The following is a 17,278-nucleotide window of genomic DNA, read 5'->3' as shown; positions in this document are numbered from 1 at the left end:
ATCACCGCGGCCGCCGGGCCGCGAGCCGCGCCGGCCGCGCATCCTAGCCGTTACGAGGTAATGACGACGAGGCGGTCAGCCTGTCGAGTGACCGGCGCAGACGCGACCTCAACGTGGCTCGATGCCGCGAGAAATCTCGGCCAGGACGCGAGGTTCGCTGTGATGGAGCATATGACCGACGCCCGGAAGAATGCTGAGGCGGCTGCCGGAGATCGCACGGTGCAACCGCTCCGACTGACGCGAGGGATCGACGATTCGATCGCCCCCGCCAGCCACGATCGCCACCGGCAGCGTCAATTCGGCGTAGCGCGCCTGGAGCTTGGCAGCGGTCGGTAGCATGAATGCCGATTCCTCTGCCGATGCGCGCAGCGACAGCGGTGACAGGATCAGGCCACGCGGCACCGCGTCGAAATGCGCTGGGACCGCTGAAGGAGCAAACAACTTGCGCAGGATCCGCGGCCAGAGCAGCTGACCGACGAGCGGCAACGCGGTGAAGCGCAGAACATCCCCGACGACCGGAACCGCCGGCCCTGACGCCAGGACGACGTCGGCGCGAGGCGTCGCGAAATAGTAGCCGGAGACGAGCGTCAGCGCGGCGACATCGTCCCGATGGTTCAACGCCCATTCGATGGCGACGAGGCTCCCCCAGGAATGCCCGAGCAGATGGGGACGTACGGCGCCGAGCCGCTTTGCTGCAGCAGCGAGAAGATCGGCCTGAGCCGCAGGCGTCCAGAGATGGGATCGCGGCCGTTCGCTCCAGCCATAGCCGGGCCGATCGAAGATGATGACGCGATGGGTCTGAGCCGCCAGCCGGACGAAATCGCTCGTCAGGAAGTCCTGCACCAAGCTGCCGTTGCCGTGCAACAGCACAAGCGCCGGACCGGATCCGCGCTCGACATAGTGCAGGCGAACCCCGTTTACCTGGATGAACCTGCCGATCGGCGGGTTGTGGCGCCGCGCTTGACGCGTCTGCAGGGCGACCACAGTCGCGCAGGCGCCAAGAGCCAGGCCGGCAGAGACGAGTTCGCGGCGAGCCATGTCGTTCCTTCTCCAGTCGTCGGCCCCGGTCGATGCGCCGCAGCGGTGTAGAACTACGGATGAACGGTGGTTCAGCAGGCTTACGGCAACATCGCGGTCGCTGAACGAACGGCGGGTCGCTTCACTGGGGCATTCCGAAGATTGGCCCTGTTGGACTCTCACCACCGCGTGGCTCGTTCAGGTCTTCGTCGACTTCGTCGATCGACAGACCCTCTGCCTGCAGCGCCCACATGCGGGCGAATAGCCCGCCGGCACGCCGCAGCTCGAAGGGCGGTCCGTCCTCGACGATCCGTCCATCCATGAGGACGATGATCCTGTCGAAGCCGGCAACGGTCGAAAGCCGGTGAGCGACGGCGATGACGGTGCGCTCCCGCATCAGCTGCGACAGCGCCGCCTGGACCTCGAGCTCGGACTGCGTGTCGAGCCCCGACGTCGCCTCGTCCAGGAGAATGATGGGGGCATCCTTGAGGAAGGCACGCGCGATGCCGATCCGCTGGCGCTGCCCGCCGGAGAGCTTGGCGCCGCGTTCGCCGACAAGGGTCGCGTAACCCTGTGGCAGCTCGCGGATGAACGCGTCGCAATAGGCGGCTTTCGCCGCGGCGATGACGTCGTCCTCGCCAGCTTCGGTGCGGGCAAAGCGGATGTTTTCCAGGATGGAGCGGTGGAAGAGCACGACCTCCTGCGGCACGACGGCGATCGCGGCCCGGAGGCTGTCCTGCCGGAGCTCGCGGACCGCGCGTCCGTCGATCAGCACCTCGCCGGACTGCACGTCGTAGAGGCGCTGCAGCAGATGAAGGACGGTGGACTTGCCCGCGCCGGACGGACCCACGATCCCAACCTTCTGGCCGGCCGGGATGTGCAGGTTGAAGTCGGCGAGCAGCTGCCGACGATCACCATAGCCAAAGCTCACGCCGTTGAACCGTATATCGCCCCGCTGCGGCACCGAGGCGATCGCATCCGGCGCATCCGGGATCTCGTGCGGCTGCCCGATGATCCTCAGTGTCTCGCCGAGATAGGCGAGGTGCTGCGCCATGTCGACCAGCGCCATCGCCAGATCGCGTGAGCCGTGCAGGATGCGGAAGGTCAGTGCGCTGATCACGACGACGTCGCCGGCGGTGATGTGCCCGCGGTCCCACAGCACCATCGCCCAGATCAGCATGGTGCCCGCCATCACCAGCAGCAGGAGATCGTGCAGCACACGGCTCTTCTCGGTGTACATCCAGCTGCGGCGCTGCGCCCTCGCCTCCTGACGGAAGGCCGCAGCCAGCCGTTCGCGCTCGCGCGAGCGCGCCGAGAACGCCTTGATGGCCCAGACATTGATGATGACGTCGATCAGTTCGCCGCCGACCCGTCCGGCCTCTTCGGCATAGGCGCGGTGAAGATGCCGCCCCCGCACGCCGAAATGGATCAGCCCATAGGTGGCGGCAAAGGCAAAGAGGGCGAGGCTCGCCGTCATGCCGAGATCCATCGTTGCGAAGATGATCAGCGCACCGATGAAGTTGATGATCGGTGGCCCGATGTCCCAAACGGTGCGGTTCGTCAGCGCGCCGAAGGCGCCGGCGGTCGACGTCACGCGGTGCCCGAGTGCGCCGGCGAGATTATCCTGGAAGTAGCGGACGGGGTGGCCGACCATGTAATCGAGAAGGTCGAGCCTGATATCCACGCCGACCGAAATCGTCGTCTTTGCCGCCAGCCACCCGCTGATGCGCCAGAGCACGCTTTCCAGAGCGATCAGGATTACGAACACGGTGAGCCACATCCAGGCGGCGTCAGGGTCGTGCTGCGGGCCGGATATGGCATCGACCAGCAGCTTCATTCCATACTGAACGCCGACGGCGAGCGAAGCCGCCAGAGTCGCGACGAGGAACAGGCAGCCGAACAGGATCGGCCGCTGCCCGATATAGTGGAGGATGAAGGCGCCGGGCGACGCAAGGAAGGCGGGAGCCGCCGCCTCGGGTTGCTGCGAATCTCTGGACCGCGCCTCGGCGGCCTCCTTCAGGGAGACGGCGGACAGGCTCATTGCTGCGGCGCCGCTGCGGCCGGGATCAGTTGGGCCGCTGGCCCGCCACGACCGGCCTCGCCGAGCAGCCGCTCGATGCGACGCTGCTGCGATGCCAGTTCCTCTGCGAAGGCACGATCCAGCACCCGCTCACCCCGCTCGTCGGCGATTGACAGAAGTCCCACCGGACAGAGCCGCCCATTCTGCCAGCCGGCATAATCGAGGATCGGATAAAGGCAGACCCCTGCCAGCGGAACGCCATCCTCGATCGCAGCCGCGACTTCGCCCACGACGTAGTGAAGCCAGGCGGCACGAGCAGTGCCCTCCGCCCCGGTCTCGAGGATTGCCACCGGCCGCCCATAGCGCTCATGGACCTCGCGCAGCATGAGGCGCAGCGGGCGATACGCATGATGCCCGAGCGGGATCGTGCTGCCGTGGAGGTACCACTGGTTGTCCGGGTAGAAATTCACCCCGACGACGTCGAGCAGGGACGGGCATCCGCCGAGTTCCGGCGCCATCCGCCCGGACAGCATGTCGAACACCTCGAATTGGGACAGTCGATACGCTTCCGCCGCAGCGCGCTCCTCAAGAGAGCCGGCGCCACCATCGACGTGGATGAGCGGCTCGGCGAAGACGAAGCGTGCATCCGGATGCTCGGCTCCGATGGCTTTCATTGCCGCAACGGCCGCGCGCACGAGCTGGCGCTTCAGTTCGGCGCCCCGGCCATGCGTTGCCGGATTGATCAGCCCGACCTCGGCCCCGGCCCAGGCCCAGTAGGAGATCTCGTTGACCGGACAGAACCAGAGCGGTGTCGAGCTCCCGCGAGCGATATGGCGCGCTGCAGCAGCGGCAAAGGCAGCGAACCGCTCGACGAATTCCGGCGACCAGATGTCGATATCGTCCGGCCAGCCATAGTGGCAGAGGTCCCAGACCACCTGCATGCCGGCCTGCCTGGCTGCCTCGACCATCGGCTCCGCACTGGACCAGTCGTAATGATGGGGCGAGACCTCGATGCGGTGCCAGCGCACCCCGTCGCGAGCAGCCGCGATCCCGAGCGCCCGCAGCCGCCTGTAATCCTTGTCCGCGTGGATGTCGTGTTGCGAGGAAGCCAGCAGGTCGAGACGACTGCCGTCTGCCCTGCGATGGGTCGAACACTCGAAACCGGCGAGGAAGAAGCTACTGAACATCGTGCCCATGGATGCGTCGATGACGTCTCAAGTCGCAGCGACAGACCAATAATCAACATCGCACTCCGACAATATTCATAGCTGGCTGGCGGTAGAGTTGGCGATCATCCAAGCAGCACCAGCTTGTTCTCTACGGAAGCTTGCATCCTGTTTAAGCGTCCTTTCGGAGTGAATTTTTAATGAGCTGGCAAAATAACCGTTTCGAAACCCTCAGTGAAAATGGAACTCCATCCAAAACCGCTCTGATTTGCTTCTCCCATCTTCGATGGGATTTCGTCTTTCAGCGGCCGCAACACCTTCTGAAACGTGCAGCACGCCAGTACCGCGTCTTCTTCGTCGAAGAGCCCGTGTTCGAAGATGGCGCCACGGCGCATCTGCGGATGGCCTCGCGCGACGGAGGCGTGACGCTCGCCGTTCCGGTCCTGCCGGCGGGCAGCAGCGGCGACGAGGCGCAGGAGCATCAGCGCCGGCTCGTCGACACCCTCCTGGCAGAATTCGTCGGAGCGCCGCGCATCTTGTGGTATTACACGCCAGTCGCCCTCGGTTTCACTGAACCGCGGACCTCGGACGTCGTCGTCTACGACAATATGGACGAGCTCTCGGCCTTCCTCGGAGCGCCGCCCGAACTGATCGAGATCGAGAAGCGGTTGCTGTCGCTCGCCGACGTCGTCTTCACCGGCGGCATGAGCCTCTACGAGGCCAAGCGTGATCGCCACCCGAACGTGAAGCCCTTTCCGAGCAGCATCGACGCGGCCCATTTCGCCGCGGCGCGTGGTGCGGGCGTTGATACGGACGATCAGGCTGGCATTCCGCATCCGCGGATCGGCTTCTTCGGCGTCATCGACGAGCGGCTGGACGTCGACCTCCTGCGCGAGACTGCGCTACTCCGGCCCGACTGGCACTTCGTCGTCATCGGGCCCGTGGTCAAGATCGACCCGCAGATCCTTCCGCAGGCGGACAACATCCACTGGCTCGGCGGCCGAAGCTACAGCGATCTGCCGCGCTATCTCGGCGGCTGGGACGCCGGCTTCATGCCCTTCGCCCTCAACGAGGCGACACGCTTCATCAGCCCGACGAAGACGCCGGAGTACCTCGCCGCAGGCATTCCCGTCGTCTCGACGCCGATCGCCGACGTGGTCCGGCCTTATGGCACATTCGACCTCGTGGGGATCGCAGCAACGGCCGCCGAGGCCGTCGCCGCCATCGAATCGGCGCTGGCACGCCCGAAAGAGCCCTGGCTGACGGCGGTCGATACGATGCTCGCGACCATGTCCTGGGACCTCACCTGGGCCGCCATGGACGAGGAGATCCGCCGGATCGCTGCACGGAAGGTGCAACCATGGACGCAAACTCAGCCCATCAAGGCCATGGAGCACGCCAATGTTTGACTGGCTCGTTGTCGGCGCCGGCTTTGCCGGCAGCGTCATTGCGGAGCGGCTGGCGAGCCAGCTGGACGCCAAGGTCCTCGTCATCGATCGGCGGCCGCATATCGGCGGCAATGCTTATGACCGGCTCGACGATGCCGGGATCCTGATCCACCAATACGGGCCGCACATCTTCCACACCAATTCGGACGCGGTCTTTGACTACCTGTCGCAGTTTACGCGCTGGCGGCCCTATGAGCATCGCGTGCTGGCGGAGGTGGACGGCCAGCGCGTGCCGATCCCCATCAACCGCACGACGATCAATCGTCTCTACGGCCTGTCGCTTTCGACCGACGCCGAAGCGGAAGCCTTCTTCGCCGCTCGGGCGGAGCCGATCGAGAAGATAAAGACGTCGGAGGATGTCGTCGTCGCGAGCGTCGGCCGCGAACTCTACGAGAAGTTTTTCCGCGGCTACACGCGCAAGCAGTGGGGCGTTGACCCGTCCGACCTCGACAAGTCGGTCACGGCGCGCGTTCCGACACGGACCAACACGGACGACCGCTATTTCTCGGACACGCATCAGGCGATGCCGGCGGATGGGTACACGCGCATGTTCGAGCGCATGCTCGACCATCCGAACATCACGGTCCGCACCGGCATCGACTTCGATCAGATCCGCGACATCGTCACCTACCAGCGCCTTATCTTCACGGGGCCGATCGACGAGTACTTCCGCTACGTCTACGGGCGCCTGCCCTATCGTTCGCTCAGCTTCAAGCATGTGACGCTCGACACCGAGTGGCACCAGTCCGTGGCGGTGGTGAACTATCCGCAGACGCAGGATTATACGCGCGTCACGGAATACAAGCACCTCACCGGCCAGTCGAACTCGCGCACCAGCCTGACCTATGAGTATCCGACCGCGGATGGCGATCCATACTATCCCATCCCGCGGGAGGAGAACCAGGCGATCTTCCGCAAATACCAGGCGCTGGCGCGCTCGCATCCCGACGTCCACTTCATCGGACGGCTCGCGACCTATCGATACTACAATATGGACCAGGTCGTCGGCCAGGCGCTTGCCACCTTCAAGCGCATTCGGGAGGAGCATGCGGAGCACCGGACAGGCCGCAGGCTGCCGGATCCTCATCTCCAGGCCGAAGAGGTCGTGCAGCCATGATCCGGCACGAGTGATCGAGGCGTTGCGCCGACGGTAGGAATGCCGCCGACGCGCCGCACCGGCGGCCCTGCTGCCGGCCATTCCGGCCGACACCTGCCAGAAGCGCGACCGCGCTTCGCCGGCGGGATATCGCGAACCTTGTTTGCCGATCGCCGGCGGAAAATCCTAGAAGGCCGAATGCTTCAACGCGCGCCCGCCTCACTACGCCTGTCGCCTGCCGACGCTCCGGCTTTCGGAGCCGAGCCTATGCCCTGGGTTGGCGTCGCAGCGGGCGGCCCGTACTTCCGAACCGACGATGGTCGTGACTGGACGCCGATCGGGCAGAACGACGCTGTCGACTGGCCGGACCTGTCCGGCCTGTTCCGCCGCCGCGACATCGCGGCCGTCGATGCGCATCTGGAGCATCTGCGTGCGCAGGGCGTGACCTGTCTTCGCCTGATGCTCGAATATGCCCAGGGGCGGCATCGCTACCTGGAGCGGCCGGCCGGGCAGTTCGTGCCGAACATGGTTCGCTTCTGGGACGATCTCTTCCGCCTCTGCGAGCGTCACGGGCTGCGCATCCTCCTGACGCCCTTCGACACGTTCTGGATGTGGCTGCGCTGGCCGCGGCACCCTTACAACCGCGTGAATGGCGGACACCTGCGCCACCCTTCCGAACTCCTGAGCTGCGCGGCCACCCGCCACGCCATCAAAGCCCGGATGACCTTCGCCGTGGAGCGCTGGGGCGGCAGCGGTGCGCTATTCGCCTGGGACCTCCTGAACGAGATCCACCCCGCCCATGACGGTGGATGCGCAACGAACTTCGGTGCCTTCATCCACGATATTTCTACCCACGTGCGCCAGCTGGAGGAGCGGCTTTACGGCCGCAGCCATCTGCAAACGATCTCCGTCTTCGGTCCGGAGCTCGGGACTGCGGCCGGCGCCGACATCGCCGAGGCGGTGTTCCGCCATCCCGACCTCGATTTCGCGACCATCCACCTCTACGAAACCGGAACGATCGACTATCCGCGTGACACGGTCGTCCCGGCTCTCGCCACGGGCCGCATCGTGCAGGAATCGCTGTCGGAGATACGCGACACGCGCCCCTTCCTCGACACCGAGCACGGCCCGATCCATGCCTTCAAGGATCATCGGCTGACGCTCCCGGAACGCTTCGACGACGAGTATTTCCGGCACATGCAGTGGGCGCATCTGGCGGCCGGCGGCGCAGGCGGAGGGATGCGTTGGCCCAACCGCCACCCACATGTCCTGACCGCTGGGATGCGCCGCGCGCAGAAGAGCTTGAGCGACTTCGCAGCGCTCGTGGATTGGCAACGGTTTCGGCGGAGCACGGCGGCGCTCTGCATCGACAGCCCCGCTGTCGCAGGTTTCGGCTGTGCCGATTCAACGCAGATGATCGGTTGGTTCGTCCGCCGGGACAGCGTAAGACCTGATGGAATCCTCGACGCTGCCGCGGCTCCGCTCACCGCATCGATATCGGTCAGGGGACTGCAGCCGGGCCGGTATCGCGCGACATTCTGGAACACGGCGAGCGGCAGCATCGAGACGGCCGGCGACGTGGTCTGCGACGGTGAATCGCTGCAGGTCCAGTTCGCCATCCACACCGATCTTGCCGTTCTGCTCCGCCACTCGGCGACCCAGCTTTGACTGCCCGCCCGGTCGGGAACGTCCGGCGGCCGGCGCCATTGCACGAAGCCGCCGACATGACACGGCATCAGATGAAGGGCTGACGATCCATGACCATTGAGGCAATCCTGTTCGACATGGATGGTACCCTCGTCGACAGCAACGACCATCATGTTCGAGCTTGGGACGAAGCGTTCCGGTCTGCCGGCTACGAGTTCGACGCCCAGACCATCCACGATCAGATCGGCAAGGGCGCGGACATGCTGGTGCCTACTCTTCTGCCGGGGCTCGACACGCCGCAGCGGGAGGCGCTGGGCGATGCCCATGGCGACGTTTTCAAGGCCAGGTATCTGAACAGCGTCCAGCCGTTCGCGAAGGCGCGCGACCTTCTGGAGAAGGCGCATGGCTGCGGCCAGCGGGTCGTCATCGCCTCATCATCGTCGCAGCAGGAGATCGACCATTATCTGGATCGTCTCGACGCACACTCCTTCGTGACCGCCGTCACCACCAAGGATGATGTCGAGTCCTCCAAGCCGGCACCCGACATTTTCGAGGCCGCGTTGAAGAAGTTGGGCTCTCCCGCACCGGACACGGTCATGGTGGTCGGGGATACGCCCTACGACATCGAAGCCGCCGCGAGATGTGGCCTGCGCACGGTCGCGGTGCTGTCCGGTGGATTCTCAGCTGAATCCTTGCGAGCCGCCGGCGCGGTCGCGCTCTATGCCGATGTTGCGGAACTGCTGGGGGCCTATGAGACGTCGCCGCTCGGTCTCAGGACTTGATGGCCAAGATGGTGCCAACGGCGCGACCTTCCCGATAGATCGCCGCGAAGGCGTCTTCGCTCGTCAGCATGACGAGGATCGGAGGGGTCGTTCGCCCGGCTCGGGCGAGCACAACAATCCGCCATCGCCGGAAGCAGGCGCTGCCTGCGCTGAGTATTCTGGCGCCGCTGCGGGGCGCTCCGAGAAACAGAGGTCCAACAAATAACAAGAGCCCAGGCGGCCGGATTGGCCGCCTGGGTTGAAGCTGCCGCTTTCGTTACAGGTTGCGCTCGATCGCGCCTTCGACAGCGCCAACTACGCCGCCCATGCCGGACTTCGAGGTCTGCTGCGTCTGCCCGCCGCCATCCGGCCGAGCCGGTGCTAGCGAGGGCTTGCCGCCCATCGGCTGCGAGACCTGCGAGGAGAAGTTCGCCTTGCCGTCCATCGATGCACCCTCGCTCCAGCGGCCCTGCGGAATCGTGCCGTCGGTCATGTGACCGAGATAGACATAGGAGAAGTCCTGATTCTCCTGCGTCTGCGGGAAGGAGTTGGGGATCGGCAGGTTGACGGTCTCTCCGCCCATGTCCTCGATCGCGGCAAGCCACTGCTGCTGATGCATCGTGTCGCGTGCGATCAGGAAGGACAGCATGTCCTTCATGCCGGGATCATCGGTCATATTGTAGAGGCGCACGGCGAGCACGCGGCCGGAACTCTCCGCCGTGACATTGGCGTACATGTCCGCCGCAAGGTTGCCCGACGCATAGACATGGGATGCGTCGAATGGAACGCCATTGGCGTCCGATGGCAGAGCCGCAAGGCCGGTCGAGAGAATGTGGCGGAAGTCCATGCCGTTGAGAACGGCGCCGCCGACGGGATCGGCGGACATTTCCTCCTGCAGCGACAAAGGCGCGTTCTCGAGGTTCAGCGCGACGGCCGTCGCAAGCATCTCGATATGGCCGAGTTCCTCGGTCGCCGTGTTCAGCAGCATATCCCGATATTTGGCCGGCCCACGGGCTCCGAACGCCTGGAACATGTACTGCATGGCGACGCGGATTTCGCCCTCAACGCCACCGATCGCCTGCTGAAGCGCGCGGGCAAAGACCGGGTTCGGCCGCTCGACGCGCACCGGATACTGCAGTTGTCCATCGGTATAGAACATGTCTTTTGATCCTCAGTGGAAAACGGTCAAACACCTCCCGTCCGGCCCCGTTCCTCGCCGCCGCAATATCTTTCTTAGGCAGCAACACAATCGTTGCGGACTAACTTTTGTTAGTGAAGAATTATCTTTAGCCGACGTTGTAATTCACAGTATTCGCGCAGGACGGCCCGCCGAAACGCTCTAACTCTGTTGGCATTGCCATGGAGAATGTCTGATGTCAGCGCTTGCAACACCGACCATGCCGAACGACGGCGTCAAATCGATTTTTGTCGAAGCCGTGCGGAATGCACACGCTCTGGAGAACGAGGCTCTTTCGATCATGAACCGCCAGATCGAGCGGCTGAAGAACTATCCCGCGCTGTCGGAGCGTCTCGAGAGGCATGTCGGCGAGACCGAGGGACAGATCGCCCGGCTGGAGCAGATCCTGGGCGAGCTCGGCGAGGATCCATCGACATTCAAGGACACGGTGATGTCGATCGGAGGCAGCATAGCGGCTCTTGGCCATACAGCCGCCTCCGACGAAGTCCTGAAGAACGCCTTTGCCGACTTTGCTTTCGAGAACTTCGAGATCGCAGCCTACCGCTCCCTGATCACGCTGACTGTGCGCGATCCGGACCTTTCCGGCGCACGAGCCCTTCTTGAAACATCCCTTGAGGAAGAACGGGGAATGGCACGCTGACTCGACGACAACATGCCTACGATCACATCGCGCTTCCTCGACCTGTCCCTAGCGAACGAAACCGCCAAGCGTTAGCGCCGGCGGCGGACGGTCGGACTGCCGGAGCGCACAGGCTCCGTCTGCCGGAAGGACGTCCCGGAAGCGGACACGACCTTCTTGCGAAAGAGGGGGCTGAGACATGTCGGGCAACGCGGCTGCACAGATCAAGGCGTTACCGGAGCTTGTCGCTGCGCCAACGCCGGACTCGGCGAGTATGATGCCGCCGCGTACTCACGCACATGTGGTGATCATCGGAGCCGGTTTCGGCGGGCTGGAAGCGGCCAAGGCGCTCGGGCGGGACGGCATTGCCGTGACGGTCATCGACCGCCGTAATCATCACCTGTTTCAGCCGCTCCTCTACCAGGTTGCGACTGCGGCCCTGTCGGCGCCCGATGTGGCGGAGCCCATCAGAAAGATACTGAGGCGCTACCCTTCGATTCAGGTTCTGTTCGGCGAGGTCGATCGCGTCGATCCGGTGAGACGGGTCATCGCACTGTCCGGCGGCACCGAGATCGGCTTCGACTATCTCATTCTCGCCAGTGGCGCATCGCTCAGCTACTTCGGGCACTCAGAATGGGCGTCGCTGGCGCCGGGCCTCAAGACGATCGAGGACGCACGGACGATCCGCTCGCGGCTGCTGCTGTCGTTCGAGCAGGCCGAGCGCGAGACGGATCCAGTCGAGCAGCAGCGCCTGACGAGCATCTTCATCATCGGCGGCGGCCCGACCGGCGTTGAACTTGCGGGGTCGGTCGCCGAGCTGTGCCGCTATACGCTGGCCCGCGACTTCCGCAACATCAGCCCCGCCGCGGCGCGGATCGTGCTGATCGAGGCTGCGCCGCGCCTCTTGGCGGCATTCTCGGAGACGGCCTCGGACTATGCCAAGGCACGGTTGGAGCGGCTCGGCGTCACGGTTCGCTTGCGCACTGCGGTCGAGGACATCACCGCAACGTCGATCACCATCGCAGGAGAGAGCCTGCCGGCAGGGATGGTCATCTGGGCCGCCGGTGTGAAGCCGTCACCGCTTGCCCGCGACCTCGGCGCCGCAGTCGACCGGTCCGGGCGCGTCATGGTCGACTCGACCTTGGCGGTGCCGGGATTGCCAGGCGTCTTCGCCATAGGCGACGCAGCTCACTGCAAGGACCCCGACGGCAGCCCCCTGCCCGGGCTCGCCCAGGTGGCCAAGCAGCAGGGCTTTCATCTCGGACGCGAGTTGGGCCTGCATCTGCAGGACGGTACATCCCTCGCACCATTCCGATATGCGAGCCGGGGCAATGCCGCGATCGTCGGGCGGCATGCCGCCGTATTCGAGAAAGGCCGCCGCACCATCTCCGGTACTCTGGCCTGGCTCGGCTGGGCTTTCGTGCATGTCTATCTGCTTGTCGGCTTCCAGCACCGGATGCTGGTCTCGCTGCAATGGCTCTGGCGTTATCTCACCTACGAACGCGGCGCGCGCTTGATCACCGAAGACCAGGCAGTGGAGCGGGGCACCGCCACACAGCCACGACAACAGGGCTGACCGAGGCATGTAGGGCTCGCACCGCCCGCCGAGCTTGATCAGACGTGGCAGCGGCAGCCTCGGCTGCTCGCGCAGCCTGCCATTAACCCCGTGGCGAGCAGTTCCACTCACCCGCCACGGATGCATGAGATCAGTCCTGACCGGGTGTTGGGACGTTCAGACGAGCTCGGCCAGGTTCGCAGCGTCGAAGCCACGCAGCTTCGTGCGATCGTTCGCCTGCACCTTAACGGCCCAGTCCGGATCGCTGATCAGGGCGCGTCCGACGGCGATCAGGTCAAACTCGTCGCGCTCCATCCGATCCACAAGCCCGTCGAGCCCGGCAGCGGTTGAACTCTCGCCGCCGAACGCGGCCATGAAGTCGCCCGTCAAGCCGACCGAGCCGACGCTGATCGTCGCTGCGCCCGTCAGCTTCTTGGCCCAGCCGGCGAAGTTCAACCCGTTCTCGCCGTCGATCTCGGGAAACTCGGGCTCCCAGAACCGCCGCTGCGAGCAATGCAACACGTCGACGCCCGCCTCGACCAGCGGCAGTAGCCAGTCGGTCATCGCGGCCGGAGTCTCGGCGAGGCGCGCCGTAAAGTCCTGCTGCTTCCACTGACTGACGCGCAGGATGATCGGGAAGTCGGGGCCGACCTCCGCCCGGATCGCCGCAACGACCTCGGCCGCAAATCGGGAGCGCTCACGGATCGTCGGCCCGCCGTAACGGTCTGTGCGATGGTTGCTCCCGGACCAGAAGAACTGGTCGATTAGATAGCCATGGGCGCCGTGCAGCTCGATCGTATCGAAGCCCAAGCGCTTCGCATCGGCGGCAGCCTTGACGAAGGCGGCGACGGTGTCGGCGATATCAGCATCGGTCATAGCCTTCCCACGCTCAACGCCGGGCGCATCCAGGCCGGAGGGGCTCTCGACGGGCGCGTCCGCCTCCCAATCGACCAGGAAGCTCTTGACCGCACCGGTGTGCCAGAGCTGCGGGCCCATCCGCCCGCCGCCCGCATGGACAGCGTCGATCACGCCCTTCCAGCCCGCCAGCGCCGCCTCGCCATGGAAGAAGGGAATGCCGGGATCGTTACGGGAGGCGGGCCGGTCGATCACCGTGCCCTCCGAAAGGATCAGGCCCACACCCCCTTCGGCCCGCCGCCGGTAATAGGCCGCATTGGCCGGGCCGGGGATGCCGGCGGGTGCGAAGCTGCGGGTCATCGGAGCCATGACGATGCGGTTCTTCAGCTCCATCGAGCCGATGCGGAAGGGGCGGAACAGGACGTCGGTCGAAGTCATAGGGAAGCCTTTCTCATGCAATGGCGCGGAAAGTATACATGTGCTACCAGGGTGCAATAACGCACTTGCAAGCGCCTAAGTATCTCCGAGGAAACCCAATGCCTGTCTGCCAGCAATTCGACGTCAACTGTCCCAGTCGCCTGCTGTTCGATCAGATCGCCGACAAGTGGTCGATGATGGTGCTCAGCGTGCTGGACACGGGGCCCATGCGCTTCAACGGCATCAAGCGGCACCTGGAGGGCGTGACGCAGAAGGCGCTGACGCAGTGTCTGCGCCGGCTGGAACGCAACGGGCTGATCACGCGCCGCGTCATTCCGGTCTCGCCGATTGCGGTGGAATACGAGATGACGCCGCTCGGCCGCACGCTGCTGCCGCCCTTCAAGGCGCTCTATGCCTGGACGATGGCCAATCTCTCCGAAGTGGACGCGGCGCGGCGCGCGTTCGACTCCCGCAGCTGACCTCTGCCGTGACGGCGACGCCGGTCGGCGGTAAAGAGCGGCCGCACATGCCGCGGGCACCGGCCGCAGCGTTCACATCCGGAAGGACACTGCCTGTGATCCCTTGGGTCCATCTCGACACGGCCTCCGTCCCCGGCGGCGCCGAGCTGAAGCTGATGCGTCGCGGTGGCGAATTCTCGATCATGCTCGGCACCAACGAGCTCATGAACAGCCGGCTGAGCGGCTCCGAGCGCGCCCTTGCCACCCTGGCATGCGAGGCCCTCGGCGATCGTCCGAAACCGCGGCTGCTGATTGGCGGCCTTGGCATGGGCTTCACCCTGCGGGCCGCGCTGGAGGTGCTGGGCTCCGATGCCGAAATCGTGGTCGCAGAGCTGGTGCCGGCGGTCGTGCGTTGGGCGAAGGGTCCGATGGCCGAGATTTTTGCCGGCTGCCTGTCGGATATCCGCGTCCGCGTCGAGGAAACCGATGTGGCAGCCGTGATCGCGCGGCAGGCTGGAGCCTTCGATGCCATTCTTCTCGACGTCGACAATGGCCCCGATGGCATCACTCAGCCCGGCAACGACCGGCTCTACAGCCTCGCGGGCCTGGCGAAAGCACGTTCAGCGCTGCGACCCGGCGGCGTTCTCGCCGTCTGGTCGTCCCGCCCCGACGCGGGCTTCACCCGGCGCCTGCGCGACTCGCGCTTTGCCGTGGATGAGCAGCGCGTGCGCGCCAATCGCACCGGCCGCGGGGCCCGCCATACGATCTGGGTTGCCACCAAGCAGAACGACTGATCTCGCCCTGGCTTAGGTGTGGTCGATGGCCGCGGTACCGGCCCTGCGGTCATGCGCCGGCCCGGCTTTAGACGCTCTCTCCACGCGTGACCTCGGCGCTTACCGCCCCATCTTGTCGGCGACGATCCGGACCGGCCGGATGAACCGACACGAGGAGACGAGCCAATGGCCGAACATATGCTGAAGGAATGGGAGCGCGAGGCGACAGCGATGCGGCGGCGCGACCTGACATCGGACGAGAAGAACGCGCTGAGCGAAGAGATGCTGAAGGGCACGCTGTCGCCCGAGACGGCCAAGCGCGCGCGCAAGAACATCATCCGCAGCGCCATCGACAAGGTGCGCCCGGGGCGCAAGACCAGGGCAGGCTGACGGCGGACCCACCAGCCCGCTCGGGCTTCATCACTGGACGATGCCACGAGACCAGCTGCGGCGACCGGAATACCGCGCCGCGGCTACCTCGAAGAACCCTCGGATGAACCGTCAGTCGGCAGCCGCCATCGCCCGCCGCACCTCGCGCTCCGCCGTCTGCAGAGCGAGGAAGGCGGCATATTTGGCGTCGTGGAAGCGGGCGAGCGGCCCGTTGTCCGGGCTGATCTCCTCGGCGATCCGGCACATCGATGCCGCCGCCGCCGGCAGGTCCGGATAGGTGCCGGACGCCACTGCGCCGAGCATGGCGCTGCCGAGCAGCACTGGCTCCGGGGTAGCCGGCAGGGCCACCGTCAGCCCCGTCGCATCGGCAAGGATCCGCCGCAGCAGGGCGCTGCGTGCCGCGCCGCCGCTGACGACGATGGTGCCGAAGGAGACCCCGCGTGCGCGGTTCGCCTCAACGATCTGGCGGGTGCCGTAGCAGAGGCCGCAAAGCCCGGCCACGAACAGCCGGACCAAGCTGTCGACGCCGGCATCCAGCGTCAGCCCGGCGATGGCCGCCGTCGCCTCCGGATCGGCCTCCGGCGAGCGGTTGCCGAGAAATTCCGGCACGACATGGAGCGCGGCCGCCAGCCGCGCCGCTGTTGCGACGCCACCGGCGAGCGTGACGGCACGGCGCTCCAGAAAATCCAGGAGCGGCAGGCCCGCCTCGTCGGCCGCCTGCTTCGCAGCCTCACGGGCGGGGTGCAGCGCCACCAGCGCGTCGAGCGCGGCCCCATAGGCCGACTGTCCGCCCTCCAGCAGCCACTGCCCCGGCAGCAGCGAGTCGTAATAGGGGCCCCAGACGCCATTCACAAAGGCGGGCTCACGCGTCAGCGCCATGGCGCAGGAGGACGTGCCCATGATGAAGGCGAGTTCGCCACCGGCGGCGCCCGATGCCGCCACCGCATTCTGCACGCCCGGTCGCGACCCGCCGAGGGTCCCGACGCCGCCGGCATGCGCGTCGATCAGCGATGCGCCGACCGGGGTGCCGCAGATGAGCCCGAGATCGGCCGCGGCCGCCGCAGACACGCCCTCGCCCAATGGCGTTGCGATCGCAACGACCTCCGGCCCGATGCGGGCGAAGGCCTCGTCGGCGAACTCCCCGAGCCCGATCATGCGGAAGTAGCCGGGGTCGAACCGCCCCTCATGAGCGAGATAAGTCCACTTGCAGGTCAGCGTGCAGACGGAGCGCTGCAGGCTGCCGGTCGCGCGCCAGCTCAGATAGTCCGCGAGATCGAAGAAGTGTCCGGCCCCGGCGAAGACGCTCGGCCGCTTCTCCTTCAGCCACAGGAGCTTCGGCGTCTCCATCTCCGGCGACAGGGCGCCGCCGACATAGCGCAGCACCGGATGCTGCGTGGCGTTGATCCGCGCCGTCTGGTCGAGCGCACGGTGGTCCATCCAGACGATGACGTTGCGCTGAGGGTCCTCCGATGGGCCGACCGGCAAGGGGCGGCCCTCCGGATCGACGACGACGAGCGAGCAGGTCGCATCGAAGCCGAGCCCGGCAATCTGCCCCGCCTCCACGCCGGCCGACGCCACAGCCTCGCGGACGCTCGCGGTCACCGCCGCCCAGATGTCGTCGGACGACTGCTCCACCATGCCGCCATCGGCGTGCCAGATGCGGATCGGCCGGCGCGCCGAAGCGATGAGTGTCCCCGCCTCGTCAAACACGCCGGCACGGGCGCTGCCGGTGCCGACATCGACCCCGACGAACAGGCGATCCATGCACTCCTCCCACGACGACGAAAGGCCCCGCACCGGTGGGTGCGAGGCGTGTCATGGGTGTAGCAGGTTGGGGGCCGGCCGCAACCGCGGCCGC

At 65.9% G+C, this 17,278-nt stretch carries 15 protein-coding genes; 9 read left to right on the top strand and 6 right to left on the bottom strand.

All coding sequences use genetic code 11. The features are described 5' to 3' along the window. Positions 1–108: 108 nt before the first annotated feature. The 3 genes from C0R46_RS08180 to C0R46_RS08170 all read right to left on the bottom strand — a co-directional run bounded on the left by C0R46_RS08180 (position 109) and on the right by C0R46_RS08170 (position 4,233). Complete coding sequence (locus C0R46_RS08180; RefSeq protein WP_102959093.1) at positions 109–1,038, bottom strand: alpha/beta fold hydrolase; 930 nt, start codon at positions 1,036–1,038, stop codon at positions 109–111. A 121-nt stretch (positions 1,039–1,159) separates the two neighbouring features. Continuing rightward, positions 1,160–3,058 carry an ABC transporter ATP-binding protein gene (locus tag C0R46_RS08175; protein WP_102959092.1) on the bottom strand — a complete coding sequence of 633 codons (1,899 nt, stop codon included), beginning with the start codon at positions 3,056–3,058 and terminating at the stop codon, positions 1,160–1,162. After that, on the bottom strand, positions 3,055–4,233 hold the full coding sequence (locus C0R46_RS08170; RefSeq protein WP_198598271.1) for a glycoside hydrolase family 1 protein: 1,179 nt from the start codon (positions 4,231–4,233) through the stop codon (positions 3,055–3,057). The genes C0R46_RS08175 and C0R46_RS08170 overlap by 4 nt, the downstream gene beginning before the upstream one ends. 338 nt (positions 4,234–4,571) lie before the next feature. On the opposite strand from C0R46_RS08170, the gene C0R46_RS08165 reads away from it, so the two are divergent. The 4 genes from C0R46_RS08165 to C0R46_RS08150 all read left to right on the top strand — a co-directional run bounded on the left by C0R46_RS08165 (position 4,572) and on the right by C0R46_RS08150 (position 9,176). Beyond that, the gene (locus tag C0R46_RS08165) at positions 4,572–5,612 is read left to right on the top strand and encodes a glycosyltransferase (protein WP_245413468.1); all 1,041 of its coding nucleotides are present in this window, start codon (positions 4,572–4,574) and stop codon (positions 5,610–5,612) included. Next, entirely contained in the window at positions 5,605–6,768 is a 1,164-nt protein-coding gene (glf, locus tag C0R46_RS08160; protein ID WP_102959090.1) for a UDP-galactopyranose mutase, read from the top strand. Before C0R46_RS08165 ends, glf begins: the two co-directional genes overlap by 8 nt. 246 nt (positions 6,769–7,014) lie before the next feature. Beyond that, complete coding sequence (locus tag C0R46_RS08155) at positions 7,015–8,415, top strand: glycoside hydrolase 5 family protein (protein WP_102959089.1); 1,401 nt, start codon at positions 7,015–7,017, stop codon at positions 8,413–8,415. Between the two features lie 89 nt (positions 8,416–8,504). After that, positions 8,505–9,176, top strand: coding sequence for an HAD family hydrolase (locus C0R46_RS08150; protein ID WP_102959088.1), 672 nt, complete (start codon positions 8,505–8,507; stop codon positions 9,174–9,176). Positions 9,177–9,432: 256 nt separating this feature from the next. Here the strand turns inward: C0R46_RS08150 and C0R46_RS08145 are convergent, their stop codons facing one another. Beyond that, positions 9,433–10,314, bottom strand: coding sequence for a manganese catalase family protein (locus C0R46_RS08145; protein WP_102959087.1), 882 nt, complete (start codon positions 10,312–10,314; stop codon positions 9,433–9,435). Between the two features lie 214 nt (positions 10,315–10,528). Here C0R46_RS08145 and C0R46_RS08140 point away from each other — a divergent pair, with 214 nt between their 5' ends. Together C0R46_RS08140 and C0R46_RS08135 are read left to right on the top strand one after the other, a co-directional pair. Beyond that, positions 10,529–10,993, top strand: a complete 465-nt coding sequence (locus tag C0R46_RS08140) for a ferritin-like domain-containing protein (protein ID WP_342586499.1) — start codon at positions 10,529–10,531, stop codon at positions 10,991–10,993. Between the two features lie 283 nt (positions 10,994–11,276). Further along, positions 11,277–12,548 (top strand): NAD(P)/FAD-dependent oxidoreductase, encoded by a 1,272-nt coding sequence (locus C0R46_RS08135; RefSeq protein WP_342586498.1) that lies wholly within the window; start codon positions 11,277–11,279, stop codon positions 12,546–12,548. A gap of 156 nt (positions 12,549–12,704) precedes the next feature. Here the strand turns inward: C0R46_RS08135 and C0R46_RS08130 are convergent, their stop codons facing one another. Continuing rightward, entirely contained in the window at positions 12,705–13,820 is a 1,116-nt protein-coding gene (locus C0R46_RS08130) for an NADH:flavin oxidoreductase (RefSeq protein ID WP_102959086.1), read from the bottom strand. A 98-nt stretch (positions 13,821–13,918) separates the two neighbouring features. On the opposite strand from C0R46_RS08130, the gene C0R46_RS08125 reads away from it, so the two are divergent. The 3 genes from C0R46_RS08125 (at position 13,919) to C0R46_RS08115 (ending at position 15,420) form a co-directional block, all read left to right on the top strand. After that, on the top strand, positions 13,919–14,278 hold the full coding sequence (locus C0R46_RS08125) for a winged helix-turn-helix transcriptional regulator (protein ID WP_102959085.1): 360 nt from the start codon (positions 13,919–13,921) through the stop codon (positions 14,276–14,278). A gap of 95 nt (positions 14,279–14,373) precedes the next feature. Then, positions 14,374–15,051 (top strand): spermidine synthase, encoded by a 678-nt coding sequence (locus C0R46_RS08120; protein WP_102959084.1) that lies wholly within the window; start codon positions 14,374–14,376, stop codon positions 15,049–15,051. A gap of 165 nt (positions 15,052–15,216) precedes the next feature. After that, positions 15,217–15,420 carry a hypothetical protein gene (locus tag C0R46_RS08115; RefSeq protein ID WP_102959083.1) on the top strand — a complete coding sequence of 68 codons (204 nt, stop codon included), beginning with the start codon at positions 15,217–15,219 and terminating at the stop codon, positions 15,418–15,420. A 111-nt stretch (positions 15,421–15,531) separates the two neighbouring features. Here C0R46_RS08115 and C0R46_RS08110 read toward each other — a convergent pair whose 3' ends face one another. Beyond that, positions 15,532–17,184: an FGGY-family carbohydrate kinase gene (locus C0R46_RS08110; protein WP_102959082.1), complete on the bottom strand. Its 1,653-nt coding sequence runs from the start codon at positions 17,182–17,184 to the stop codon at positions 15,532–15,534. Positions 17,185–17,278: the final 94 nt, after the last annotated feature.

The sequence above is a fragment of the Mangrovicella endophytica genome, assembly GCF_002893625.1.
GTDB classification, from domain to species: Bacteria; Pseudomonadota; Alphaproteobacteria; order Rhizobiales; family Rhizobiaceae; genus Mangrovicella; species Mangrovicella endophytica.
The sequence above is the reverse complement of the archived record's forward strand: the minus strand, read 5'-3'. Positions and strand labels throughout refer to the sequence as shown.

Bases quoted from the DNA above. Each gene is read 5' to 3' on its own strand.
- C0R46_RS08170 (WP_198598271.1), bottom strand. From the start codon at position 4,233: ATGGGCACGATGTTCAGTAGCTTCTTCCTCGCCGGTTTCGAGTGTTCG.
- C0R46_RS08140 (WP_342586499.1), top strand. From the start codon at position 10,529: ATGTCAGCGCTTGCAACACCGACCATGCCGAACGACGGCGTCAAATCG.
- C0R46_RS08110 (WP_102959082.1), bottom strand. From the start codon at position 17,184: ATGGATCGCCTGTTCGTCGGGGTCGATGTCGGCACCGGCAGCGCCCGT.
- C0R46_RS08180 (WP_102959093.1), bottom strand. From the start codon at position 1,038: ATGGCTCGCCGCGAACTCGTCTCTGCCGGCCTGGCTCTTGGCGCCTGC.
- C0R46_RS08115 (WP_102959083.1), top strand. From the start codon at position 15,217: ATGGCCGAACATATGCTGAAGGAATGGGAGCGCGAGGCGACAGCGATG.
- C0R46_RS08155 (WP_102959089.1), top strand. From the start codon at position 7,015: ATGCCCTGGGTTGGCGTCGCAGCGGGCGGCCCGTACTTCCGAACCGAC.
- C0R46_RS08125 (WP_102959085.1), top strand. From the start codon at position 13,919: ATGCCTGTCTGCCAGCAATTCGACGTCAACTGTCCCAGTCGCCTGCTG.
- C0R46_RS08130 (WP_102959086.1), bottom strand. From the start codon at position 13,820: ATGACTTCGACCGACGTCCTGTTCCGCCCCTTCCGCATCGGCTCGATG.
- C0R46_RS08150 (WP_102959088.1), top strand. From the start codon at position 8,505: ATGACCATTGAGGCAATCCTGTTCGACATGGATGGTACCCTCGTCGAC.
- C0R46_RS08145 (WP_102959087.1), bottom strand. From the start codon at position 10,314: ATGTTCTATACCGATGGACAACTGCAGTATCCGGTGCGCGTCGAGCGG.
- glf (WP_102959090.1), top strand. From the start codon at position 5,605: ATGTTTGACTGGCTCGTTGTCGGCGCCGGCTTTGCCGGCAGCGTCATT.
- C0R46_RS08175 (WP_102959092.1), bottom strand. From the start codon at position 3,058: ATGAGCCTGTCCGCCGTCTCCCTGAAGGAGGCCGCCGAGGCGCGGTCC.